The organism is Ideonella sp., from assembly GCF_041287625.1.
Taxonomy (GTDB): Bacteria; Pseudomonadota; Gammaproteobacteria; order Burkholderiales; family Burkholderiaceae_C; genus Ideonella.
Map to the genome: position 1 here is coordinate 126027 of NZ_JBGGNH010000071.1, position 22707 is coordinate 148733.

General features: G+C 67.9%; 21 protein-coding genes. 7 read left to right on the forward strand and 14 right to left on the reverse strand.

The window, feature by feature from the left end; genetic code table 11:
* Positions 1–44: 44 nt before the first annotated feature.
* The 4 genes from creC to ACAH41_RS26890 are packed head-to-tail and all read right to left on the reverse strand — an operon-like array spanning position 45 to position 3691.
* Positions 45–1496 carry a two-component system sensor histidine kinase CreC gene (gene creC, locus ACAH41_RS26875; RefSeq protein WP_325650128.1) on the reverse strand — a complete coding sequence of 484 codons (1452 nt, stop codon included), beginning with the start codon at positions 1494–1496 and terminating at the stop codon, positions 45–47.
* A 4-nt stretch (positions 1497–1500) separates the two neighbouring features.
* Positions 1501–2205, reverse strand: coding sequence for a two-component system response regulator CreB (creB, locus tag ACAH41_RS26880; protein WP_325650129.1), 705 nt, complete (start codon positions 2203–2205; stop codon positions 1501–1503).
* Between the two features lie 3 nt (positions 2206–2208).
* Complete coding sequence (locus ACAH41_RS26885; protein ID WP_325650131.1) at positions 2209–2850, reverse strand: MarC family protein; 642 nt, start codon at positions 2848–2850, stop codon at positions 2209–2211.
* Position 2851: 1 nt separating this feature from the next.
* The gene (locus tag ACAH41_RS26890; RefSeq protein ID WP_325650132.1) at positions 2852–3691 is read right to left on the reverse strand and encodes a helical backbone metal receptor; all 840 of its coding nucleotides are present in this window, start codon (positions 3689–3691) and stop codon (positions 2852–2854) included.
* Between the two features lie 308 nt (positions 3692–3999).
* On the opposite strand from ACAH41_RS26890, the gene ACAH41_RS26895 reads away from it, so the two are divergent.
* Positions 4000–4479: an RNA-binding protein gene (locus ACAH41_RS26895; RefSeq protein ID WP_325650133.1), complete on the forward strand. Its 480-nt coding sequence runs from the start codon at positions 4000–4002 to the stop codon at positions 4477–4479.
* Positions 4480–4627: 148 nt separating this feature from the next.
* Here the strand turns inward: ACAH41_RS26895 and ACAH41_RS26900 are convergent, their stop codons facing one another.
* From ACAH41_RS26900 to ACAH41_RS26915, 4 genes are read right to left on the reverse strand one after another with little or no spacing between them, the layout of a single operon-like run.
* Positions 4628–5413: an SDR family oxidoreductase gene (locus ACAH41_RS26900; RefSeq protein WP_325650134.1), complete on the reverse strand. Its 786-nt coding sequence runs from the start codon at positions 5411–5413 to the stop codon at positions 4628–4630.
* Entirely contained in the window at positions 5410–6111 is a 702-nt protein-coding gene (gene lptC / locus ACAH41_RS26905) for an LPS export ABC transporter periplasmic protein LptC (RefSeq protein WP_325650135.1), read from the reverse strand. The genes ACAH41_RS26900 and lptC overlap by 4 nt, the downstream gene beginning before the upstream one ends.
* A gap of 13 nt (positions 6112–6124) precedes the next feature.
* Positions 6125–6709, reverse strand: coding sequence for an HAD hydrolase family protein (locus ACAH41_RS26910; protein ID WP_325650136.1), 585 nt, complete (start codon positions 6707–6709; stop codon positions 6125–6127).
* A 2-nt stretch (positions 6710–6711) separates the two neighbouring features.
* Complete coding sequence (locus ACAH41_RS26915) at positions 6712–7698, reverse strand: KpsF/GutQ family sugar-phosphate isomerase (RefSeq protein ID WP_325650137.1); 987 nt, start codon at positions 7696–7698, stop codon at positions 6712–6714.
* Positions 7699–7755: 57 nt separating this feature from the next.
* Here ACAH41_RS26915 and ACAH41_RS26920 point away from each other — a divergent pair, with 57 nt between their 5' ends.
* Both ACAH41_RS26920 and ACAH41_RS26925 read left to right on the forward strand, forming a co-directional pair.
* Positions 7756–9753 carry a cation:proton antiporter gene (locus ACAH41_RS26920; protein ID WP_325650138.1) on the forward strand — a complete coding sequence of 666 codons (1998 nt, stop codon included), beginning with the start codon at positions 7756–7758 and terminating at the stop codon, positions 9751–9753.
* A 129-nt stretch (positions 9754–9882) separates the two neighbouring features.
* The gene (locus ACAH41_RS26925; RefSeq protein ID WP_325650140.1) at positions 9883–10449 is read left to right on the forward strand and encodes an adenine phosphoribosyltransferase; all 567 of its coding nucleotides are present in this window, start codon (positions 9883–9885) and stop codon (positions 10447–10449) included.
* Between the two features lie 112 nt (positions 10450–10561).
* Here the strand turns inward: ACAH41_RS26925 and ACAH41_RS26930 are convergent, their stop codons facing one another.
* Positions 10562–11026 (reverse strand): cyclic nucleotide-binding domain-containing protein, encoded by a 465-nt coding sequence (locus ACAH41_RS26930; RefSeq protein ID WP_325650141.1) that lies wholly within the window; start codon positions 11024–11026, stop codon positions 10562–10564.
* A 277-nt stretch (positions 11027–11303) separates the two neighbouring features.
* Here ACAH41_RS26930 and ACAH41_RS26935 point away from each other — a divergent pair, with 277 nt between their 5' ends.
* Positions 11304–12380 (forward strand): metallophosphoesterase, encoded by a 1077-nt coding sequence (locus tag ACAH41_RS26935; RefSeq protein WP_325650142.1) that lies wholly within the window; start codon positions 11304–11306, stop codon positions 12378–12380.
* Between the two features lie 7 nt (positions 12381–12387).
* Here the strand turns inward: ACAH41_RS26935 and mnmE are convergent, their stop codons facing one another.
* The 5 genes from mnmE to rpmH form a co-directional block, all read right to left on the reverse strand.
* Positions 12388–13773, reverse strand: a complete 1386-nt coding sequence (gene mnmE, locus ACAH41_RS26940) for a tRNA uridine-5-carboxymethylaminomethyl(34) synthesis GTPase MnmE (protein WP_325650143.1) — start codon at positions 13771–13773, stop codon at positions 12388–12390.
* Positions 13774–13997: 224 nt separating this feature from the next.
* A complete protein-coding gene (yidC, locus tag ACAH41_RS26945; protein ID WP_325650144.1) occupies positions 13998–15659 on the reverse strand; it encodes a membrane protein insertase YidC in 1662 nt (553 codons plus the stop codon).
* Positions 15656–15955 (reverse strand): membrane protein insertion efficiency factor YidD, encoded by a 300-nt coding sequence (yidD, locus tag ACAH41_RS26950; RefSeq protein WP_325650145.1) that lies wholly within the window; start codon positions 15953–15955, stop codon positions 15656–15658. Before yidD ends, yidC begins: the two co-directional genes overlap by 4 nt.
* Before the next feature lie 143 nt (positions 15956–16098).
* Positions 16099–16671 (reverse strand): ribonuclease P protein component, encoded by a 573-nt coding sequence (gene rnpA / locus ACAH41_RS26955; RefSeq protein WP_325650146.1) that lies wholly within the window; start codon positions 16669–16671, stop codon positions 16099–16101.
* A 10-nt stretch (positions 16672–16681) separates the two neighbouring features.
* Positions 16682–16819: a 50S ribosomal protein L34 gene (gene rpmH, locus ACAH41_RS26960; protein WP_141292009.1), complete on the reverse strand. Its 138-nt coding sequence runs from the start codon at positions 16817–16819 to the stop codon at positions 16682–16684.
* Between the two features lie 397 nt (positions 16820–17216).
* Between rpmH and dnaA the strand changes: the two genes are divergently transcribed.
* From dnaA to ACAH41_RS26975, 3 genes are all read left to right on the forward strand, one after another.
* A complete protein-coding gene (gene dnaA, locus ACAH41_RS26965; RefSeq protein ID WP_370538677.1) occupies positions 17217–18896 on the forward strand; it encodes a chromosomal replication initiator protein DnaA in 1680 nt (559 codons plus the stop codon).
* A 187-nt stretch (positions 18897–19083) separates the two neighbouring features.
* The gene (gene dnaN / locus ACAH41_RS26970) at positions 19084–20211 is read left to right on the forward strand and encodes a DNA polymerase III subunit beta (RefSeq protein ID WP_325652439.1); all 1128 of its coding nucleotides are present in this window, start codon (positions 19084–19086) and stop codon (positions 20209–20211) included.
* Positions 20212–20326: 115 nt separating this feature from the next.
* On the forward strand, positions 20327–22707 hold a 2381-nt coding region (locus tag ACAH41_RS26975; RefSeq protein ID WP_370538678.1), incomplete at its 3' end, for a DNA gyrase subunit B.

Genomic DNA, 22707 nt, shown 5'->3' on the forward strand with positions numbered 1-22707 from the left:
AGGTGAGGCCAGCGTGGGCTGTGTGAAGCGAAGGTGAAGCGGGGCTACAACGGAAAGCGCAGCGTGATGCGCAAGCCAGGCTGGCAGTTCTCGGCCTGCCAGCGGCCGCCGTGCAAGGCCATGACCTGCCCGACGATGGCCAGGCCCAGCCCGCTGCCCTTGCGGCCGTCGCGCGGGCTGACGGTCGCAAAGAAGCGCTGGCCCAGCTGCGGCAGCGCGTAGGCCGGCACGCCGGCGCCGTGGTCGCGCAGCGACCAGCGCAGCTCGCGGCCCTCGCGCTGTACGCTCAGTTCCAGCAGACCGCCCACACCGCCAGCCTCGCCGTGCCGGCAGGCGTTGGCTACCAGGTTGGACAGTGCCAGCGACAGCGCCTGGGCGTCACCCTGCAAAGTCGCTCGCTCCTGGCTCAGCCATTGAACCTGCAGCCCGGCCTGGCCCAGGCTGGCCTGGTGCTGGGCCAAGACCTGCTCGGTGAGCGCGACCAGGTCCACGGCCTCGCGGTGCGCTGGCCCCTGCCGGCTTTCAAGCTTGGAGAGTTCCAGCGCGCTGTCCACCAGCTCGCGCAGGCGGTCGACCTGCTCGTCGATCTGCAGCGCGAAGCGTTGGCGGTCCGACGCGGGCAGTTCGTCACCCAGCAGCTCGGCCGCGCCCTGGATCGCCGTCAGCGGGCTCTTGAGTTCGTGCGTCAGCGCGCGCACGTCATGGGCCAGCTGCTCGCGGCCTTCCAGCCTCAGGCGCATGCGGTCCATGGCCTGCGCCAGCTCGCCGAGTTCGCCCGGCAGGTCCGGCGGGCGCGGCGCGGTGGCCGTGTCGTGCGTGCCGACCGACAGCGCATAGCCGCGCAGCCGCCGCACTGAATGCACCGCCCACCAGGTGACCAGCAGGCCGATGGCCAGCGACAGGCCCAGCAACCACACGCCGGCCCAGAAGATCTTTTGCTCGGCGCGGTCGATGAAGGGCTGCACCGTGGCCATCGGCTTGCCGACCGTCAGCACGCCCAGCAGCTTGCCATCGCGCTGCACCGGTGCGGCCACGTACATCACCGATGTGCGGTCGTCCGCCTGCACCTCGCGCGTGGCGCGGGCGCCGTATTCGCCGCGCAGCGTGCGCGAGACGTCGCGCCAGCGCGAGTAATCGGCGCCGGTGGCCGGCGTGGGCGCAGAGTCGAACACCACGCGGCCGGCGGCATCGGTCACGTAGACGCGAAAGTCCAGGCTGCGCTTGTCCAGGCCCCAGATCTTGGCGTCCACCGGCCGTCCGGCGTAGGCCTGCACCTGGCGCGCAAACGCGCTGCCGGCCAGCGTACCGCCGGGCGGCAGCACGGCCAGGTCATCGGCGGCGGACTCGGCCAGCAGGTTCGCACTGTCGACCAGGATGTCTTCCATCACCTCGCGCACGCTGGGCTTGATTTCGGCCAGGAACACGCGCAGCACGAAGAATGCGGCCAGGCCGCTGATCAACAGGAAACCGCCCAGCAGGCGCAGGCCGAGACGCATGGGCTCAGCGCGCCGCCGACGGCGGCAGCTCCAGCGCGTAGCCCAGGCCGCGGTGCGTGGTGATGGGCTCCAGGTCCGGCCGGCAGTCGCGCAGCTTGGCGCGCAGGGTCTTGATGTGGGTGTCGACCGTGCGGTCGGTCGCTTCGCTCTGCTGGCCCCATGCGGCGTCCAGCAGCCATTCGCGCGACAGGATGCGGCCGGGCGCCTGCAGCAGCACGGCCAGCAGCCGGTATTCCAGCCGCGTCAGTGGCAATGGCTGGCCGGCATAGCGCACGCGCTGGCCGGCTTCGTCCAGCTCGAACAGGCCGCCAGCCTGCGGCGTCGGTGCCGCGAAACTCGCGCGGCGCAGCAATGCGCGCAGCCGGGCGACCAGCTCACGTGGGCTGAAGGGCTTGGTGAGGTAGTCGTCGGCGCCGGTCTCCAGCGCCAGCACGCGGTCCATCTCTTCTGCGCGCGCGGTCAGCATCAACACCGGCAGCACGCGCAAAGCAGCGTCCTCGCCCTGGCGCCAGTGGCGGCAGAGGTCCATGCCGTGGCCGTCCGGCAGGCCGACGTCCAGCACGGCTGCCTGCGGGCGGCAGACTGCTGCGTCGCGCCTGGCCTCGCTCAGCAGCAGGTGATGACGCACGCTGAAGCCTTCGCGTTGCAGCGCAAACACCACCGTGGCGGCAATCGCCGGGTCGTCTTCCAGCAGCAGGATCTCGGGCATGGCTCAGTTCGCCAGGTGCGAGCCCAGCACCGGGAACAGCTTGAGCAGCCCGTCAGCCAGCAGCTCGACCGCCATGGCGGCGAGGATCAGGCCCATCAGCCGCGTCATCACGTCAATGCCGGTCTGGCCCAGCGCGCGGGCGATGCGGCCGGAGGCGGAAAACGCCAGGTAGGTCGCCACGCCAATCACCACGCCGTAGCCGACCAGCACCGCGTGCTCCCAGAAGGTGCGGGTCTTCTCGGCGTAGATGACCATCGTGGAAATGGTGGCCGGGCCGGTCAGCAGTGGCACGCCAAGCGGCACGACGGCGATGGAGGCGCCGCTCTCAGCCTTGGCCCGGCCTTCCTGCACGTCCTTGGGCCGGGTGTCGCCAGGCTGGGCATTCAGCATGTTGATGGCCGAGATCAGCAGCAGCACGCCGCCGCCGACCTGAAACGAGGCCACCGAGATGCCGAAGAACTCGATGATCTTCAGGCCGGCCAGGCCGCTGATGGAGACGACGAGAAACGCCGTCAGCGAGGTCGTGCGCAGCGTGCGGCGGCGCTCCTCTGGCGTCAGCCCTTGCGTGAAGTGGATGAAAAACGGCACGACGCCGATCGGGTTGACGATCGCCAGCAGCGCGATCAGCGGTTTGAGCAGGTCCATTTCAGGTGTTTTCCAGGGCCTGTCGATTGAGGATGCGGTTGGCCAGTTGCCGCACCAGTTGCAAGCCTTCGATGGCCATGCCGCCATGCCAGGACAGCGCCTCGCCGTCCACCGCCAGGCATTCGGCGCGCGGGCAGAGCCGGCGCACGGCCTGCACATCGGCCGCTTCGAAGCGGTAGGGTTCGCTGGGCAGCAGCACCCAGCGCACATCGGCCAGCCAGGGCTCGTCGCCCTGCAGCACCGGGTAGCGCGCCGCGCCACTGGCACCACCCTGAGAAGCCGGCAGGGTCATCAGCCCGGCATGCGCCAGCAATTGGCTGATGTAGGTGTCGCGTGCCACCGACATCCACGGCGCGCGCCAGATCAAGCACAACACGTCCTCGCGCGCCGCCTGCGATGCCAGGCTGTCCTGCCAGGCGGCGGCAAAAGCAATGCGCTCTGCGGCGAACGCCTGGGCCACGCCGGGCAGTTCGCCAAACGCTGCTTCGAGTTGGTTCAGCAGGGCTGGATGGTCAGCCGGACCGCAGGGATGGGTGACGACGAGCTGCAGCGGCACGCCGCTGGCAGTGCGCCATTCACGCAGCGCCTGCACGGTGTCAAGCCGGTTTTCGTCGACATTGACCAGCACGTGGGTCGGCGCGAGCCGCTGCAGCTTGGCCATGTTCACGTCCTTGGTACCACCGACTTTCGAAACTTCCCGCACGGCGTCGGCCGGATGGATGCAGAATCCGGTTCTCGCGACCAGCCAGGGCCCCAGGCCCAAGCGCACCAGCAGCAGCGTCAGGCTGGGCACCAGGCAGGCAATGCGGCAAGCGCTGGCAGGCTGCAATTCTTCAGGCATCGCCGCGATCCATGGAAAACACCGGCCGAGTCTCGCATGCCTGGCGACCGCGCCACATGGACCATCAGGGCCTGTGCAGGTGGTACCAATGGGCGCTTCCATGGTCTGCACTGCAGATGCAGCGCAGAAAAACGACAAATTGACAAGCAAGCTTTTGCCGCGAACGCAAAAATAGTCCCATAATGGGCTGGGGCAGCTTGCTTTTGCTGCCTCGTGTTTGCTGTGTATGGACGCGGCACCTTCGCTTGATGGTTCACGCTGGGTTGAAGCTCCACATGGTCTTTTTGTGATTGATAGGAGCGTTCCCCATGGGAAACAAGCTTTATGTCGGCAACCTCGCTTACAGCGTGCGCGACGACTCTCTGCAACAAGCGTTTGGTGAATTTGGCACGGTCACGTCCGCCAAGGTCATGATGGACCGCGAAACCGGCCGTTCCAAGGGCTTCGGCTTCGTGGAAATGGGCTCGGACGCCGAAGCCCAAGCCGCCGTGAACGGCATGAACGGCCAGCCTCTGGAAGGCCGTGCCATCGTCGTGAACGAAGCTCGTCCGCGCGAAGAGCGTCCGGGCGGCTTCGGCGGCGGCGGCGGCGGTGGTAGCCGCAGCGGTGGTGGCGGCTACGGCGGCGGCGCTGGCGGCGGCGGCGGCGGCGGTGGTCGCAGCCCCTACGGCGGTGGCGGCGGCGGTGGTGGCGGCTACGGCGGTGGTGGCGGCGGCGGTGGCCGTAGCCCCTACGGCGGCGGCGGCCGCAGTGGTGGCGGCGGCGGCGGTGGCCGCGGCGGCTACTGAGCCAAAGCTCAGCAGGCCCTGCTGGTGATTTGATCCAGAGGGTTTGCAACCAAGTTTGCGCGAACTTTGCGCCTCAAGAAAACGCAGCCTCACGGCTGCGTTTTTTTCGTCTCCAGTTTTCGGCCTGTCGGCCCGTGCCTGACGGCTCTCAGCCGTCGCCGCGTCGCTTCTTGCGGCCGCGGCCGGCCAGCAAGCGGTCGAAAACCGGGTTGGGCAACAGGCGCAAGAGCTTGGCCACGATGCCCATTTGCCATGGGATCACGCGGTAGCTGGTGCCGGCCTCGATGGCCCGGAAGGCTCGGTCCGCAAAGGTTTCGGGGGTCAGCAGGAAAGGCATCGGATAGGTATTCGATGCCGTGAGCGGCGTTTGGATATAACCGGGCAGCAGTGTCACGACCCGCACGCCATGCGGCCGGCATTCCCCCCGCAGACTCTCGCAATAAGCCACCACCGCGGCCTTGCTGGCGCAATAAGCGCCGTGCCCTGGCAAACCCCTGATGGCGGTGACACTCGCAATGCCCACCAGCGTGCCGCGACGCTCGGCCTGCATGGCCGCGAGAAACGGATGGAAGGTGGCGGCGAGCCCGACATTGTTGGTCGCGAAGGTCTCCTGCATCACCGCCAGGTCCTCGCGCACCGTGCTGTCCATGCCGATGCTGATGCCGGCATTGGCGATCACGACCTCGGGCAGGCCCGCATCGGCCATGCAGCGCTGGCCGGCCGCGACGATGCTGTCGACCTGCTGCACATCGGCCGCGTAGACATGAAAGTCCCCTGCCGCCCAGCCTTGCTGCAGCGCCCAGGCCTGCAGCACTTCGGCGCGCCGCGCCACCAGCGCCACGCGCCAGCCGGCTGCGCGGTAGCGCAGCGCCAGCGCCTGGCCAATGCCGCTGGAGGCACCGGTGATGAACACCAGGGGTTTCAGCGCACTCACTTCTTGCTCCGGTCCGGCGTCATCACAGCGCGGGCCGGGCCGGTCAGCGTCAAGATGCTGCTGGCTTCGTCGTAGACCATTGCGTCCGCCGTGAATTCGCTACGGCCCTGGCGCACCTGCACCGGCCGCTCGGAGCGCACCACGTGGGCCTTGAAATCAGCCAGCAGGTGTTCGCCGACGAAGTCGATGGTTTCGCCGGTGTTGCCGGTGCTGATGACATGCGCGCCACCGATCAGCTGCACGACCGAGCCGTCACCGGCGGCAATCGCCTCGCGCGCGGTGGCGCGGGTCACGCGGCCGTCGGGGTCGTAGCCTTCGACGTGCACCGTGTCGATCTCGACCTCGTCGGTGTCCGGATAGTGGCGCAGGTGTTCGCCCTGGATCTGCACCTTGAGCCGGCCGCTGGGGTCGTATTGCTGCAGCGTGAAGCGTTCCAGCCGGTAGTCCGGCACATGGGCGGGGGCAGAACGCACCTGCTCGCCAGGCGGCTGCGGCGAGTTCTTCACCAGCCACCAGGTGCCCAGCGCCAGCAAGGTCATGATCAGCAGCGGAATGGCGGTGCCCAGCAGGCTGCCGATGCGCTGGCGCCAGCTGGCGCGGATGTCGGCAGCGCTCGCCTGGTCAGACGGCGGCGTTTTCTCGTGCCCCAATGCCACGGGCACCTCGGGCAGGTCAGGCAAATGCAGCTGTGGACTCATGCGCGCGGCGGGCTCAGGCGCCGTCCAGCGTCGTCAGGTGCCCGTGCAACAGGCTGGCGTAACGGCCGTTGGCCATCAGCATCAGGTCGCAGAACTCCCGGGCAGCGCCATGGCCACCCCCGGCCACGGTGACGTGCTGCGCCAGCGCCTTCGCCTCGGCATGGGCGTTGGCCGGGGCACAGGCAAAGGCGGCGCGCTGCATCAGCGGCAAGTCCGGCCAGTCGTCGCCCATCGCGGCCACGTCGGCCCAGTCCAGGCCCAGCGAGGCCAGCAGCGGGCCCGCCGCGGCGAGTTTGTCGTGCACACCATAGAGCGCATGCTGCAGGCCCAGGTCGGCCACGCGGCGGCGCACGGCCGGGGAATCCCGCCCGGTGACGATCAGCGGCACGATGCCGCCTTGCACCAGCAGCTTCAGCCCCTGGCCGTCCAGCGTGGAGAAGGCCTTGAACTGCTCGCCGCTTTCGCCGATGTAGATGCGGCCATCGGTCAGGCAGCCGTCGACGTCGAAGATCGCGGCCTTCAGGCCCAGGCCGCTGCCTTGGGCGCGCAGCAGCAGCTCGGGCGGGAAGGACAGCGCGGCAGCAGCAGGTTTTGCCATCGTCAGATCACCTTCGCGCGCAGCAGGTCGTTGGTGTTCAGCGCGCCGACCAGGTGGCCGGCGGCGTCCACGACCAGCACGCTGGTGATGCGGTGCTGCTCCATCAGGTCGGCCGCTTCGACTGCCAGGGCGTCGTCGCGGACCAGCTTGGGGTGCGGGTGCATGACCTGGTGTGCCTTCATTGCGCGCAGGTCGGCACCGGTTTCGATCATGCGGCGCAGGTCGCCGTCGGTGAAGATGCCCAGCACCTTGTCGCCGTCGACCACCGCCGTCGCGCCCAGGCCCTTGCTGGTCATCTCGCGCATGGTGGCGCTGAAGCTGGCATCGGCCGGCACACGCGGCACCTGCTCGCCGCCACGCATCAGGTCGCGCACGTGCATCAGCAGCTTGCGGCCCAGCGCGCCGCCCGGGTGCGAGCGGGCGAAGTCGTCTTCGCGGAAACCGCGGGCGTCCAGCAGCGCCACGGCCAGCGCGTCGCCCATTGCCATCTGCGCGATGGTGCTGGCGGTGGGTGCGAGGTTGAGCGGGCAGGCTTCTTTCTGCACCGCCGTGTTCAGCACGAAGTCGGCATGCCGGGCCAGCGAGGACTCGGGCCGGCCGGTCATCGCGACCAGCGTGATGCCGAGCCGGCGCATCGGCGGCAGGATGGCGTTGAGCTCGTCGCTCTCACCGGAATTGGAGATCGCGATCACCACGTCGCCCGGCGTGACCATGCCCAGGTCGCCATGGCTGGCCTCGCCCGGGTGCACGAAAAACGCCGGCGTACCGGTGGAGGCCAGTGTGGCGGCGATCTTGCGGCCGACGTGCCCGCTCTTGCCCATGCCCATCACGATCACCCGGTGCCGGGTGTCCAGCATGGCCTGCATGGCTTGCACGAAGGCGCCGTCGATCTGCCCGCGCAGCGCCAGCAAGGCGTCGGCTTCGATCGTCAGGGTCTCGCGGGCCAGGGAAAGCGCGCGCTCGGCATCGAAGGGTGAGGTGGCGTTCAAAGCAGTGGTCTGGTTCAGAATGGGCCGATTTTAGGTCGACGAACGGTCCCCCGCTGCATGGCATCCACCCTCGAGCTGGTTCTGCTTTATCTCCTCGCTGCGGTGGTCGGCGTGGTCGCCTGCCGGCTGGTCAAGCTGCCGCCCATGTTGGGCTACCTGGCGGTGGGCGTGCTGATCGGGCCGAACGCCTTGTCGCTGGCCAAGGATTCGGCGGCGGTGAAATACCTGGCCGAGTTTGGCGTGGTGTTCCTGATGTTCGTGATCGGGCTGGAATTCAACCTGCCCAAGCTGCGCAGCATGCGCACGCTGGTCTTCGGCCTGGGCCTGAGCCAGGTGATGCTGACCATCCTCGGCGCGGTCGCCGGCAACCTGGTGCTGGCCTGGCTGTTCTCGTTCACCAGCGTGGGCTGGGAGCTGGGCTGGGCCGGTGCCATCGCGCTGGGTGGCGCGATGGCGATGTCGTCCACCGCCATCGTCGTCAAGCTGCTGGCCGAGCGGCTGGAGCTGGAAAGCGAACACGGCCGGCGCGTGATGGGCGTGTTGCTGTTCCAGGACTTGGCCGTCGTGCCGCTGCTGGTGCTGATTCCCGCGCTGGGCTCGCCTGGCGGCGAGATGGCCATGGCGCTGGGCATTGCGCTGCTGAAGGCGATTGCGCTGCTGACGGTGCTGCTGGTCGGCGGCCAGCGTTTCATGCGCTGGTGGCTGACGCTGGTGGCACGGCAGAAAAGCGAAGAGCTGTTCGTGCTGAACTTGCTGCTGGTCACGCTCGGCCTGGCCTGGATGACCGAACACGCCGGGCTGTCGCTGGCGCTGGGCGCGTTTGTCGCCGGCATGCTGGTGGCAGAGACCGAATACAAGCATCAGGTCGAGACCGACATCCGGCCCTTCCACGACGTGCTGCTCGGCCTGTTTTTCATCACCATCGGCATGAAGCTGGACTGGCGGCCGGTGTGGGACGAATGGTTCCTGGTGCTGCTGCTGACGATGATGCCGGTGGTCGCGAAGGCCGCGCTGGTGGCCGGACTCGCCTGGGCTTTTCGCGCGGCACCGGGCGTGGCCATCCGCACGGGGCTGTACCTCGCGCAGGCCGGCGAGTTCGGCTTTGTGCTGCTGAGCCTGGGCGCCGAGCAGCACCTGATCAACCCGCGCTGGATCAGCCCGGTGCTGGCCTCGATGGTGCTGTCGATGCTGGCCACGCCATTCATCGTGATGTACAGCAACCGCATCGTGATGTGGCTGGCCGCCAGCGACTGGCTGATGCAGTCGGTGCAGCTGACGACGATTGCCAAGAAGGCGATCCGCAACGAGCAGCACGTGATCATCTGCGGCTTCGGCCGCAGCGGGCAGAACCTCTCTCGCCTGCTGGAGCAGGAGACGATTCCGTACATGGCGCTGGACCTGGACCCTGACCGCGTGCGCCAGGCGGCCGCGGCCGGGCAAAGCGTGGTCTTTGGCGACGCCGCGCGGCTGCAAAGCCTGATGGCGGCCGGCCTGTCGCGCGCGGCGGCGGTGGTCATCAGCTACCCGGACACGCCGTCGGCGCTGAAGATCCTGGGCCTGGTGCGCCGGCATGCGCCGCACGTGCCGGTGGTCGTGCGCACCATCGACGACTCCGACCTGGAAAAGCTGCGCGCTGCCGGTGCCACCGAGGTCGTGCCCGAGGCGGTCGAAGGTTCGCTGATGCTGGCCAGCCATGCGCTGGTGCTGGTGGGCGTGCCGATGCGCCGGGTGATCCGCCTGGCGCGCGACGCGCGGGACGCGCGCTACAGCCTGCTGCGCGGCTACTTCCACGGCGCCGACGACAACCCGGGGCTGGAAAACCAGGCCGCGAGGCTGCGCTCGGTCAGCCTGCCCGCCGGCGCGGCCTGTGTCGGCCAGACGCTGCACGCGCAGGCGCTGGGCGAACTGGAGGTACAGGTGGTCTCGGTGCGGCGGGCCAATGGCCACGTGATGGCGCCGGCCGACACGTTGCTGCTGGCGCCAGGTGACACGCTGGTGCTGTCCGGCCAGAGCGAGGCGCTGGCGCTGGCAGAGGCCAAGCTGCTGGAAGGCTGATGGGTGAGAGCGCCCCCAGGGCCGGGCTGTGCCCAGCCCGCCCCCCGTGGGGGTTGAGGAAACTTGGGACGGCCCGGCGTTTCCTCAGGAGGCACAATCTCCGGCCGCGCAAGCAGCCCGAACCGCCTCATGACCATCGCCCCCGCCCTGCTCACCGACCGCCCGAGCGACTACATCCGCGAGCACATCCGCACCGTGCCGGACTGGCCGGCACCGGGCGTGCAGTTCCGCGACATCACGCCGCTGCTGCAGAACCCGCGGGTGTTCAGGGTGCTGATCGACCAGTTCGTGCACCGCTATTTCGACACCCGGCCGGACGTCATCGCCGGGCTGGACGCACGCGGCTTCATCATCGGCTCGGTGCTGGCCTACGAACTGAACGTCGGCTTCGTGCCAATCCGCAAGAAGGGCAAGCTGCCGTTCACCACGGTCGAAGAGACCTACGAACTGGAATACGGCAGCGCCACGGTCGAGGTGCATACCGATGCCGTGAAGCCTGGCGACCGCGTGCTGCTGATCGACGACCTGATCGCCACCGGCGGCACGATGATGGCAGGCAAGCGGCTGCTGGAGCGGCTGGGCGCGACGGTGATCGAAGGCGCAGCCATCGTTGATCTGCCGGAACTGGGCGGGTCAGACAAGCTGCGCGATGCTGGCTTGCCGCTGTTCACGCTCGTCGACTTTTCAGGGCACTAGGCCTGGCGCACCCGGTGCTTCGGGTACGAAGCACCACCCGCCGAGCGGGTTGGCTGCGCCGGCTTGGGGCGGCCCGGCGCCGGCTCCGCGGCGCGAATGGGGCGACAGTCGCTCAGGCGAGCGGCAGGCCGCGGTCCAGGTTGGCGCGCATGCGTTCGGACATCACCGCACCAATCGAGCGCAGCAGCTCGATGCCCATGTCGCCCTGGCGCGTCAGCAATTCCTCGAAACGCGGGCGTGTCAGCACCCACACGGTGGCGGGCGACATCGCCTCGACCTGGGCCATGCGCGGGGTTTCGCCGAACATGCTGGGCTCGCCGACCACTGCACCAGAGCGCAGGATGGCGACCGCGCGCCGCGCCGGCCCGGCGTCCGGTACGTAGACCTGCAGCGTGCCGCTTTCCAGCAGGTACATGTTGCGGTCCATGTCGCGGTGGCGGATCAAAAGGTCACCGGCGCGCAGCTTGTGCTGCTGCAGGTAACTTTCAAACAGCGCCCACTGCTTGTCGTCAAAGCGTGGCCTGAATGCATCGTCTGCATTCAAGGACTGAATGGCCTGCACCAGCACGCTTGGCATTGTTTTTCTCCTGGAACTGCTTGCCACGGGCCCGCACCCAAGTGCGGCAACCCATTGATTGGCAATGTTGGATTATCGAATCGGGGCCGTGACTGTAACAATCCCCCAAAGTGGGCATTCATCGCCGCGGTGGCGCCGCTCGTCCTTCGAGCGCCAAAACAGGTCGTCAGCATCGCCAAGCGTGCAGGCACGATGCTCGCATCGTTCATCGCCGCGCCGATCCAGGTACCGCTTTAACGAGCCGAGCCCACCACCCCGGGGAACCGTCGAGACCGTCATGCTGCAAGCACTGGCCCAGGGCCCACTGGACATCATCGGCGACGTGCATGGCGAAGCCGACGCGCTGGACCAATTGCTGGCCCGGCTGGGTTACGACGCCCTGGGCCGGCATGCACAGCGGCGGCGGCTGGTGTTCGTCGGCGACCTGTGCGACCGCGGGCCGGACACGCCACGGGTCTTCGCGCGGGTGCGTGGCATCGTCGAAGCAGGCAACGGCCAGCTGGTGCTGGGCAACCACGAGTTGAACCTGCTGCGCGGCGAACGCAAGGACGGCAATGACTGGTTCTGGCGCCAGGACGCCGAACGCGACCGCAAGTACGAGCCTTACGTGCGCCTGCCTGGCGACCAGCGGCAGGCGCTGCTGCGTTTCCTGATGCAGCAGCCCTTTGCACTGGAGCGGCCGGACCTGCGCGTGGTGCATGCGGCCTGGCACGCGCCGTCCATCCAGGCGCTGCGCCAGCTGCCCACGCCCGCGCCGCAGCTGCACGCGCTGTTCGACCATTGGGAAGCCACCACCGAGCGCCAGCTGGCCGACGGTGGACAGTTCGCGGCCAGCCAGGCCGAACGCAGCAGTTGGGCCGCAGCGCTGGCCAACCCGCGCAGCAGCGTGCCACTGCTGCCGGGCGTGGCGCGTTACGAAGTGGGCCGGCAGATGGGCAACCCGCTGCGGGTGCTGACCTCGGGCCTGGAGCAACCCGGCAAGACCACTTTCTTTGCCGGCGGGCAGTGGCGTTTTGTCGAACGCGTGGCCTGGTGGGATCACTACCAGGAGCCGGTGCCTGTCGTGGTGGGCCACTTCTGGCGCCGGGTGCAATACCCGGCTTCGTCGCCCCACGCCAAGGCCGAACCGCAGCTGTTCGCCGGCATCGCGCCCGAGGCCTGGCATGGTGCGCACGGCAATGTGTTTTGCGTGGACTTCTCGGCCGGCGGCCGGTTCCACGAACGCCGCCACGGCCAACCCGTCGGCCACACCACGCCGCTGACGGCACTGCGCTGGCCCGAGCGCACGCTGATGTTCGACCACGGCGGCGAGCTGCCGACCAGCGGCTTCGGCAGACCCGTCGCCCCGGCTTGAGCCGCAGTCACTTGCCGATGCAGAAGCGGCTGAAGATCTCGCCCAGCAAGTCGTCGGCGCTGAAGCGGCCGGTGATGCTTTGCAGCGCCAGGTGGGCCAGCCGCAGCTCCTCGGCGAACAGGTCCAGGGCCTGGTCCGCCTGACTGGCATGCGCGGCCGCCCAGGCCAGGTGCTCGGCCGTCTGCTTGAGTGCCTGCACATGGCGGCTGCGGGCGATGAACACACCTTCCGGCGCGACTTGCCAGCCGGCGCGCTTGAGCAGCTCCTGGCGCAGCGCTTCGAGGCCGGCACCGGTGCGGGCAGAGATCAGCAGGCGGCCATCGCTGTCAGCCGCCCTCCCTGTGTCGGCCTTGTTGAAGACCTGCAGCAGCCGCACGGGGTCGGCCGTCGCCAGGCGTTGCGCGATGCGGGCGTCGGCGGCCTGGTAATCGGCGTCATTCAAGCGCGTCAGGTCGTGCAGGAAAACGATGGCGTCGGCGCTGTGGATGGACTCCCAGCTGCGGGCCATGCCGATGCGCTCGACCTCGTCGCCGGCTTCATCATCGTCGCGCAGGCCAGCGGTGTCGGTGATGTGCAGCGGCACGCCTTCGATCTGGATGGTCTCGCTGACGCGGTCGCGCGTGGTGCCGGCAATGGGAGTGACGATGGCCAGCTCGGCGCCAGCCAGCGCGTTCAGCAGCGAGCTCTTGCCGACATTGGGCTGGCCGGCCAGTACCACGCGCAGGCCCTCGCGCAGCAGCGCGCCCTGGCGCGCGCGGGCGGCCACCGCGTCCACCGCTGCGCGGATCGCAGCCAGCTTGCCGCGCGCATCGGCCTTCTCCAGGAAGTCGATTTCCTCTTCCGGGAAGTCCAGCGTGGCCTCCACCAGCATGCGCAGGTTCACGATGCGCTCGGCCAGCCCTTCCACTTCAGCGGAAAACGCGCCGCCCAGCGAGCGGCTGGCCGAGCGCGCCGCGGCCTCGGTGCTGGCATCGATCAGGTCGGCCACGGCTTCGGCCTGGGCCAGGTCCAGCTTGTCGTTCAGGAAGGCACGTTCGGTGAACTCGCCCGGCTCGGCCAGGCGCAGGCCGATGCCGGCGCCCGCCTCCAGGCAGCGGGCCAGCAGCAGTTGCAGCACCACCGGGCCGCCGTGCGCCTGCAGCTCCAGCACGGCTTCGCCGGTGTAGCTGTTCGGCGCTGGGAAAAACAGCGCCAGGCCGTGGTCGATCGGCTGGCCGGCGGCATCGCGAAACGGACCATAGTGCGCCTGGCGCGGCTTCAGCGGCGCGCCGATCAGCGCGTCAACCAGCGGCTGCAGCTGCTTGCCCGAGGCGCGCACGATGCCGACAGCACCGCGCCCGGGCGCAGTGGCAATGGCGACGATGGGGTCGTGATGGCGGCCTAGCGATGACATGGCCGGATTGTCGGCGATGCCCGCAAGCGGCGAGGTTTGGCGCGGAGGGGACCGGCCGGCACACGCAAATGGCGCCCGGTCGGTCCCAGGTTGCAGCAAGCCGCAAACCCGCCCCGCAACTGCCATATCGGCACACCACAAGCGGATTTCGATCAGTGGAAACCACGACGCCCCGGCAGCCAGAGGCTTGCCGGGGCGTCGTGCAAGGGTTCAGGGAATGGCCGTCAGGCGACACCCAGCCGCTTGTTGATCACGTACTGCTGGGCAATGGACAACAGGTTGTTCGTCACCCAGTACAGCACCAGGCCGGCCGGGAAGAAGAAGAACATGAAGCTGAAGGCCAGCGGCATGATCCACATCATCTTGGCCTGCATCGGGTCGGCCGGTGCCGGGTTCAGCGCCACCTGCAGCAGGCTGGACGCGGTCATCAGCAGCGGCAGGATGTAGAACGGGTCCTTGGCCGACAGGTCATGGATCCAGCCCAGCCACGGCGCACCGCGCATTTCCACCGACGACAGCAGCACCCAGTACAGCGCGATGAAAAACGGCATCTGGATGAAGATCGGCAGGCAGCCGCCCAGCGGGTTGATCTTCTCCTCGCGGTAGATGCGCATCATCTCCTGCTGCATTTCCTGCGGCTTGTCCTTCATGCGCTCGCGCATTTCCTGGATGCGCGGATTGACCGCCTTCATCTTGGCCATCGAGGCATAGGCCTTGGCGTTCAGCCAGAAGAAAGCGATCTTCAGCAGCACCACCAGGCCGATGATGGACCAGCCCCAGTTGCCGATCATCTTGTGCAGGTTGACCAGCACCCAGAACAGCGGCTTGGACAGCACCGTCAGCCAGCCATAGTCCTTCACCAGCTCCAGGCCCGGCGCCAGCGCTTCGAGCTTGTTTTCCTCCTGCGGGCCGACAAACAGCGTTGCGTCGCTGGTCTTGGTGGCGCCCGGCGCCAGCTCGCCCACCGGCTGCAGCATCGAAACGGTGTAGAGGCCGTTCGGCAGCTTGGCGCTGCGGAAGTCGCGCGGGCTGCCGTCCTTCACCAGCCAGGCGCTGGCGAAATAATGCTGCACCATGCCGACCCAGCCGTCATCGGCGTGCTGGACATGCAACGGCGAATCGCCGGCCTCGTGCTTGTCCAGCGACTTGAAGTCGATCTTCTGGAACTTCTTCTCTGCCGTGTAGACGGCCGGGCCGGTGAAGGTGCTGTAGAAGGACGAGCCACCTGCCGGTGCCACGCTGTCGCGCTGCAACTGCAGGTAGAGCTGCGGCTGCAGCGGCGTGCTGCCGACGTTGATCAGCTCGTGCTTCACGCCCATCGTGTATTCGCCACGCCGCAAGGTGTAGGTCTTGACCAGCTTCAGGCCGCCGACGTCCGGCGACTCGAAGCGCACCGACAGGCTGTCCTGGCCGTCCTTCAGCGTGCGCTCGCCCGGCGCGACGCTCATCAGCGTCAGGTGCGTCGGCAGTTGCGCGCCATTCGGGCCGATCACGCCGGTCTGGGCCACGTAATGGTGGCCGGCGTTGTCCAGCACTGCGACCGGCTGGGTGGGATCGGCATCGTCCTTGTATTTCGGCAGCTCGACCCGGACGATGTCACCGCCGCGGGTGTCCAGCGTCACGTTCAGCACGTCGGTCTTGACGGTGAACTGCTCGCTGACCGCCGGTGCGGCCGGGCTGGTCGTGCCGGGCACGCCAGCCGCGCCAGCCACCGCGGGCACGCCTGCAGCGGACGGCGCCGCGCTGGCAGCCGAGGCCGCGCTGGACTCGGCCACCGGGGCGCCAAACAGCGTGGGATGGCCGTTGTGCTTGTTCCACCCGTCCCAAAGCAGGACGAGCGACATCGTGAACACCACCCACAAAAGGGTTCGGCGCATATCGGTCATGAGGAAGGCCCGGAAGGTGTCTTGGCGACAGGAGAAGGATCGGCACCGGGGCCGCTGGCCTCGGCGAACAGATGGCGGAACAGGCGCGGCCGCTCGGCCGGCACCGGATCGCAGCCGCCGGCACAGGCCGGGTGACAGCGCAACAGGCGCGCAGCGGTGAGGTAGCTGCCGGCCGCGGCGCCGTGGCGCGCGAGCGCATCCAGCGCGTAGCGCGAGCAGGTGGGCTCAAAGCGGCAGCTGCTGCCCAGCCAGGGACTCAGCAGCAGCCGGTAGCCCCGCACAGGCCAGGACAACACACGACGCGGCCATGCGCGCCAGCCCCGAACAGGGGACGGCAATGGCGGCGAAGCGTCGGCAACAGGCAAGCTCACGGCCGCACAGATGGTGTCCGACCGCAACAAAACAAGCCCGGACTCGACGCCGACCATGCGCTGGCGGCTCAGCCGGCCGCAGCGCGGCCACGGCCCCGGGCGCCCGGCGGCGAGGGCGGGCGCGGCGTGGCCGGCAGCGGTGAGCGCGCCGCGCGGGTCAGCAACACGGCGATCTCGTCGTGTGCACACTCGCGCAGGGCTTCGGATGCCGGGCTGAGGAACTGCTGCCGGTCGAACGGCGCACGCAGGCGCACCACCCACAGGCCGGCCGGCAGGCTGGCCATGTGATGCAGCATCGCGGCACGCAGTTGGCGCTTGATCAGGTTGCGTGTCACCGCCCGCTTGGCATGCCGCTTGGGCACCACCAGACCCAGCCAATGGCCCGCGGGAGGCGGTTCATGGGCTGCAGGCAGTGACTCATCCACAAGCAACGGGCCTTGCGGGGCGCCACCTGTGGATAACTCTGGTGACAACTGCGGGGCAACCGGTTCGCAAGCGAGCGGCGCGGCTTTGGCGGCCGGCCGCCGTGCAGTCGAAGGCCCGCTGGCGACGTAGTGAACGGCGAAGTGAGCACTTCGCGAACGCTGCGGCGCAGCCAGCACGCGCTGAAAATCGGCCGAGCGCAAGATGCGGCCGATCATGGTGCGCGGCTTAGACCTGCGACAGCTTCTTGCGGCCCTTCGCGCGGCGCGCGTTGACCACGGCGCGGCCGCCACGGGTCTTCATGCGGACGAGGAAACCGTGCGTGCGTGCGCGGCGGACCTTGGAAGGCTGATAAGTGCGCTTCATGGTGTTCTACCTATGTTGGAAGGCGGTCGGAGGGGCGGACTGTCTGGCGCTGCCGGGTGGCCCGAGCTGCAGGCAACAAGCCCACACATCAGACACACCCCCCGACACTTTCAGCGGCTCATGCAGACTGGCTCGTGGTGGAAAACCGGCACTCCAAAAAGCCCCCGCCTCTCACCCGGCAAGCAGCCCTGCAAGCGCAGTCCTGTCGTTCGGGAAACCTAGCATTAAATCAAAACCTGGACCCGCCGTCAAACATGGCCGCAGGAAGCCCCACCTGGGCGACGACCCTTACCGCGCATCAACAGGGATTGACCTCGCGCGAAAAACTGTGGATAACCGTGCTTGGCGACTGGCGGGGAATGCGTAGAATCCAGCCGCTCGATAAGAACTTGTCCACATGAGCATTGACCTCTGGCAGCGCGGTTGCGACCGACTCGCGACCGAACTGCCCGAACAACAGTTTTCCACCTGGATCCGGCCTTTGCCGCCCGCCGACATCAGCGATGCCGGTGAGGCCGGGGCCGTGGCCTCGCTGCGTGTCCCGAACCGCTTCAAGCTGGACTGGATCCGCTCGCAATACAGCGCCCGGATCGAGAGCGTCCTCAGCGAGCTGGCCGGCAAGCCGGTGCGGCTGGAGCTTTCACTGTCGCCGCGCGACGCCTCCCCCGCCGGCACCATGCCGCGTCCGCTGCCCAGCCGGCCGCACAGCGCCGCCGAGGTGCTGCATCGCGCGCTGATCGGCGGCGGTGCGCCGGCTGCTGCCGCGCCGCCGGCCGGCCAGGCCAACGGCGCAGGCCCGTCCGGCCACAGCTTCCACAGCCATGCAGTCAGCGATGCCGCTGCCGCTGTGCGCCTGGCCCAGGCTGCGCTGGCGCAAGCCCAGGCCAATGCAGAGTCCGAGCAGCAGGCGCAGCGGCAAGCAGGTCAGACCGGGCAACAGGGCGAGCCCGGCCAGGCCCACGGCAGCACCGCCGCACTGCGCATGCCGGGCGACACCAGCGGCGCCGCACCGCTGCCGCCGCGCCCCGGCACGCTCCAGCCGCCACCGGCCGCCAGCCGCAGCCGGCTGAACCCGGTGCTGACTTTCGACACCCTGGTCGCCGGCCGGGCCAACCAGATGGCCCGCACCGCTGCGCTGCATGTGGCCGGCGCGCCGGGCGCAATGTACAACCCGCTGTTCATCTACGGCGGCGTGGGCCTGGGCAAGACCCACCTAGTGCACTCGGTGGGCAATGCGCTGCTGCGCGACAACCCGAATGCCCGCGTTTTGTACCTGCACGCCGAGCAGTTCATCTCCGACGTGGTGAAGAACTACCAGCGCAAGACCTTCGACGACCTGAAGGCCAAGTACCACCAGCTGGACCTGCTGCTGATCGACGACGTGCAGTTCTTCGCCGGCAAGGAGCGCACCCAGGAGGAGTTCTTCAACGCCTTCGAGGCGCTGCTGGCCAAGCGCGCGCACATCATCATGACCAGCGACACCTATCCCAAGGGACTGGTGGACATTGACGAGCGTCTGACCAGCCGCTTCGATTCCGGGCTGACCGTGGCCATCGAGCCGCCGGAACTGGAAATGCGAGTCGCCATCCTGCTGGCCAAGTCGCGGCTGGAAGGCGCACCGATGCCGGAAGACGTGGCGTTTTTCGTCGCCAAGAACGTGCGCGCCAATGTTCGCGAGCTCGAGGGCGCGCTGCGCAAGGTGCTGGCTTACGCCAAGTTCTCGCACAAGGACATCACCATCCACCTGGCGCGCGAGGCGCTGAAGGACCTGCTGTCGATCCAGAACCGGCAGATCTCGGTGGAGAACATCCAGAAGACCGTCGCCGATTTCTACAAGATCAAGATCGCCGACATGTACTCGAAGAAGCGCCCGGCCAGCATTGCCCGGCCGCGCCAGATCGCGATGTACCTGGCCAAGGAACTGACCCAGAAGAGCCTGCCCGAGATCGGCGAACTCTTCGGCGGCCGCGACCACACCACCGTGCTGCATGCGGTGCGCAAGATCGGCGGCGAGCGCCAGAAGAACACCGAGCTGAACCAGCAATTGCACGTGCTCGAACAGACTCTTAAGGGATGAGTGGGGCACCCGGTCTTGCGAAACGCAAGCCCACCCGCCGGGCGGGTACTCGGCCGCCTTGGGGCGGCCCGGCGCCGGCCTCGTGGGGCACGCGCGGCAGCGTTATGAGGCGTCTCGGTAGCTGTCCGGCTAAATCGTTGAAAAAACAAGCGAAAATGCGCGGTCAGCGCGTTCACACGGGGATCCAATGATTGTTCTGAAAGCCGCACAACAACAACTGCTGGGCGCATTGCAGGCGGTGGCCGGCATCGTCGAGCGGCGGCACACCTTGCCCATCCTGGCCAACGTGCTGGTGCGCAAGACCGGGGATCAGATCGAGCTGACCACCAGCGACCTGGAGATCCAGGTGCGCACCACGGCCACGCTGGGCGGCGACCCCGGCAACTTCAGCACCACCGTCGGCGCGCGCAAGCTGATCGACATCCTGCGCTCGATGCCGGGCGACCAGATCGTCTCGCTGAGCGCCAGCGGCAGCAAGCTGACGCTGCAGGGCGGCAAGAGCCGCTTCACGCTGCAAAGCCTGCCGGCCGAAGACTTCCCGCTGGTCAACGAGGCGGCCGACTTCGGCCCGGCCTTCAGCGTGCCGCAGAAGGTGCTCAAGGGCCTGATCGACCAGGTGCACTTCGCGATGGCGGTGCATGACATCCGCTACTACCTGAACGGCATCCTGTTTGTCGCCGAAGGCAAGGCGCTGACCCTGGTCGCGACCGACGGCAGCCGCCTGGCGCTGGCCGCCGCGCAGCTGGAAGTCGACCTGCCCAAGCAAGAGGTCATCCTGCCGCGCAAGACGGTGCTGGAGCTGATGCGCCTGTTGAAGGACGACAAGAGCACCACCGAGGAAGGCGACGCCATGATCGAGATGCGCTTTGCCGGCAACCAGGCCAAGTTCTCGTTTTCGGGCATGGAGTTCGTCACCAAGCTGGTCGAGGGCAAGTACCCCGACTACAACCGCGTGATCCCGAAGAACCACAAGAACATCATCACGCTGGGCCGCCAGCCGCTGCTGTCCAGCCTGCAGCGTGCCGCCATCCTGACCAGCGAGAAGTTCAAGGGCGTGCGCCTGAACATCGAGCCCGGCGCGCTGAAGATCGCCTCCAGCAACGCCGAGCAGGAAGAGGCCAAGGAAGAGCTGGAGATCGACTACGACGGCCCGACCATCGAGGTCGGCTTCAACGTCACCTACCTGATGGACGCGCTGTCCAACATGGGCCAGGAAATGGTGCGGCTGGAGATGCACGACGGCAGCTCCGCAGCACTCATCACCGTCCCGGAGCAGGAAGGCTTCAAGTACGTCGTGATGCCGATGAGGATCTGAGGCCGCCGCGCGGCGGCGAACCGATTCGACACCCGCGGGCCCTTCGGCCCGCAACCTGTTTCTGAGGGGGTCGCAGGCACCTAGCCTGGCAGCCCTCCGCGTAGAGAAAAATGCCATGAGCGACCCGAAAAAAGCCCCCCAGGACAAGCCTGCCGACGACGGCGTGAGGCAGGGCAGCGTGCCGTCGGCCGAGGGCCAGGCCATGGCCACCGGTGCGATGGATTCGGGCGGCTATGGCTCCGATTCGATCCAGATCCTCGAAGGCCTGGAAGCCGTGCGCAAGCGCCCCGGCATGTACATCGGCGACACCTCCGACGGCACCGGCCTGCACCACCTGGTGTTCGAAGTCGTGGACAACTCCATCGACGAAGCGCTGGCCGGCTACTGCGACGACATCGTCGTCACCATCCACACCGACAACTCGATCTCGGTGGTCGACAACGGCCGCGGCATCCCGACCGGCGTCAAGATGGACGACAAGCACGAGCCCAAGCGCTCGGCCGCAGAAATTGCGCTGACCGAGCTGCACGCCGGCGGCAAATTCAACCAGAACTCGTACAAGGTCTCCGGCCGCCTGCACGGCGTGGGCGTGTCTTGCGTCAACGGCCTGTCCAAGTGGCTGCGCCTCACCGTGCGCCGCGACGGCAAGATGCACTTCATCGAGTTCAAGCAGGGCGTGCCGCAGGACCCGCAGATCGAGATGCGCGACGGCTTTGCCACCAGCCCGATGCGCATCACCGGCGACACCGAGAAGCGCGGCACCGAGGTGCACTTCCTGCCGGACACCGAGATCTTCCAGCAGAACAACGAGTTCCATTACGAGATCCTGGCCAAGCGCCTGCGCGAGCTCTCGTTCCTGAACAACGGCGTGAAGATCCGCCTGGTCGACGAGCGCAACAACAAGGAAGACAACTTCGCCTACGCCGGCGGCGTCAAGGGCTTTGTCGAGTTCGTCAACAAGGGCAAGAAAACCCTGCACCCGAACATCTTCCACGCCGTGGGCGACAAGACCAGCGACCAGGGCACCAACGTCGGCGTCGAAGTCGCGATGCAGTGGAACGACTCGTTCAGCGAGAACGTGCTCTGCTTCACCAACAACATCCCGCAGCGCGATGGCGGCACGCACCTGACCGGCCTGCGCGCCGCGATGACCCGCGTGCTCAACAAGTACATCGTCGACAACGAGCTGGCCAAGAAGGCCAAGGTCGAAGTCAGCGGTGACGACATGCGCGAAGGCCTGGCCTGCGTGGTCTCGGTCAAGGTGCCCGAGCCCAAGTTCTCCAGCCAGACCAAGGACAAGCTGGTCTCCAGCGAGGTGCGCGCCCCGGTCGAAGACATCGTCAGCCGCCTCTTGACCGACTGGCTGCTCGAGAACCCGAACGACGCCAAGACCATCTGCAGCAAGATCGTCGACGCCGCGCGCGCCCGCGAAGCCGCCCGCAAGGCCCGCGAAATGACCCGCCGCAAGGGCGTGCTGGACGGCATGGGCCTGCCCGGCAAGCTGGCCGACTGCCAGGAAAAAGACCCGGCGCTGTGCGAGATCTACATCGTCGAGGGCGACTCCGCCGGCGGCTCCGCCAAGCAGGGCCGCGACCGGAAGTTCCAGGCCATCCTGCCGCTGCGCGGCAAGATCCTGAACGTCGAAAAAGCGCGCTACGAAAAGCTGCTGAGCTCGAACGAAATCCTGACGCTGATCACGGCGCTGGGCACCGGCATCGGCAAGGGCATGGGCGGGGACGACTTCAACCCCGACAAGCTGCGCTACCACCGCATCATCATCATGACCGACGCGGACGTCGACGGCGCCCACATCCGCACGCTGCTGCTGACCTTCTTCTACCGCCAGATGCCCGACCTGGTCGAGCGTGGCCACATCTACATTGCGCAGCCGCCGCTGTACAAGGTTAAGCACGGCAAGGCCGAGCAGTACCTGAAAGACGGCACCGAACTCGACGCCTACCTGCTGCGCGTGGCGCTGGACGGCGCGCAGATCGAGCCGGGCGACAGCAAGCCGGCGATCCGCGGCCCCGAGCTGGAGAGCCTGGCCCGCCACTACGTGCAGGCCACCAACGTGATCGACCGCCTCTCGGCCTGGATGGATGTCGAGGCGCTGCGCGCGATCAGCGACGGCCTGACGCTGGACCTGGACGACATGGCCCAGGCCGAAGCCAGCGCCACCGCCCTGAAGGCGGCGCTGCATGACGCCGAGGTCGAGGCGGTGTTCGACCAGCGCACCGACAAGCACCTGCTGCGCATCAGCCGCCGCCACCACGGCAACATCAAGTCCAGCGTCATCACACCCGACTTCGTGCACGGCGCCGACTACGAGGCCCTGGCCATTGCTGGCCGCGAGTTCAAGGGCCTGCTCGGCGACGACGCGCTGGTCAAGCGCGGCGAAGGCGAGAAGCAGAAGGAAAGCAAGGCCGGCGACTTCCGCGCCGCCATGGCCTGGCTGATGGGCCAGGCCGAGAACAGCGTCGGCCGCCAGCGCTACAA

What these genes read in the sequence shown, in the direction of transcription:
- creC (WP_325650128.1), bottom strand. Translation starts at nt 1,496, where the DNA reads ATGCGTCTCGGCCTGCGCCTGCTGGGCGGTTTCCTGTTGATCAGCGGC.
- creB (WP_325650129.1), bottom strand. Translation starts at nt 2,205, where the DNA reads ATGCCCGAGATCCTGCTGCTGGAAGACGACCCGGCGATTGCCGCCACG.
- ACAH41_RS26885 (WP_325650131.1), bottom strand. Translation starts at nt 2,850, where the DNA reads ATGGACCTGCTCAAACCGCTGATCGCGCTGCTGGCGATCGTCAACCCG.
- ACAH41_RS26890 (WP_325650132.1), bottom strand. Translation starts at nt 3,691, where the DNA reads ATGCCTGAAGAATTGCAGCCTGCCAGCGCTTGCCGCATTGCCTGCCTG.
- ACAH41_RS26895 (WP_325650133.1), top strand. Translation starts at nt 4,000, where the DNA reads ATGGGAAACAAGCTTTATGTCGGCAACCTCGCTTACAGCGTGCGCGAC.
- lptC (WP_325650135.1), bottom strand. Translation starts at nt 6,111, where the DNA reads ATGAGTCCACAGCTGCATTTGCCTGACCTGCCCGAGGTGCCCGTGGCA.
- ACAH41_RS26910 (WP_325650136.1), bottom strand. Translation starts at nt 6,709, where the DNA reads ATGGCAAAACCTGCTGCTGCCGCGCTGTCCTTCCCGCCCGAGCTGCTG.
- ACAH41_RS26920 (WP_325650138.1), top strand. Translation starts at nt 7,756, where the DNA reads ATGGCATCCACCCTCGAGCTGGTTCTGCTTTATCTCCTCGCTGCGGTG.
- ACAH41_RS26925 (WP_325650140.1), top strand. Translation starts at nt 9,883, where the DNA reads ATGACCATCGCCCCCGCCCTGCTCACCGACCGCCCGAGCGACTACATC.
- ACAH41_RS26930 (WP_325650141.1), bottom strand. Translation starts at nt 11,026, where the DNA reads ATGCCAAGCGTGCTGGTGCAGGCCATTCAGTCCTTGAATGCAGACGAT.
- ACAH41_RS26935 (WP_325650142.1), top strand. Translation starts at nt 11,304, where the DNA reads ATGCTGCAAGCACTGGCCCAGGGCCCACTGGACATCATCGGCGACGTG.
- mnmE (WP_325650143.1), bottom strand. Translation starts at nt 13,773, where the DNA reads ATGTCATCGCTAGGCCGCCATCACGACCCCATCGTCGCCATTGCCACT.
- yidC (WP_325650144.1), bottom strand. Translation starts at nt 15,659, where the DNA reads ATGACCGATATGCGCCGAACCCTTTTGTGGGTGGTGTTCACGATGTCG.
- rnpA (WP_325650146.1), bottom strand. Translation starts at nt 16,671, where the DNA reads ATGATCGGCCGCATCTTGCGCTCGGCCGATTTTCAGCGCGTGCTGGCT.
- rpmH (WP_141292009.1), bottom strand. Translation starts at nt 16,819, where the DNA reads ATGAAGCGCACTTATCAGCCTTCCAAGGTCCGCCGCGCACGCACGCAC.
- dnaA (WP_370538677.1), top strand. Translation starts at nt 17,217, where the DNA reads ATGAGCATTGACCTCTGGCAGCGCGGTTGCGACCGACTCGCGACCGAA.
- dnaN (WP_325652439.1), top strand. Translation starts at nt 19,084, where the DNA reads ATGATTGTTCTGAAAGCCGCACAACAACAACTGCTGGGCGCATTGCAG.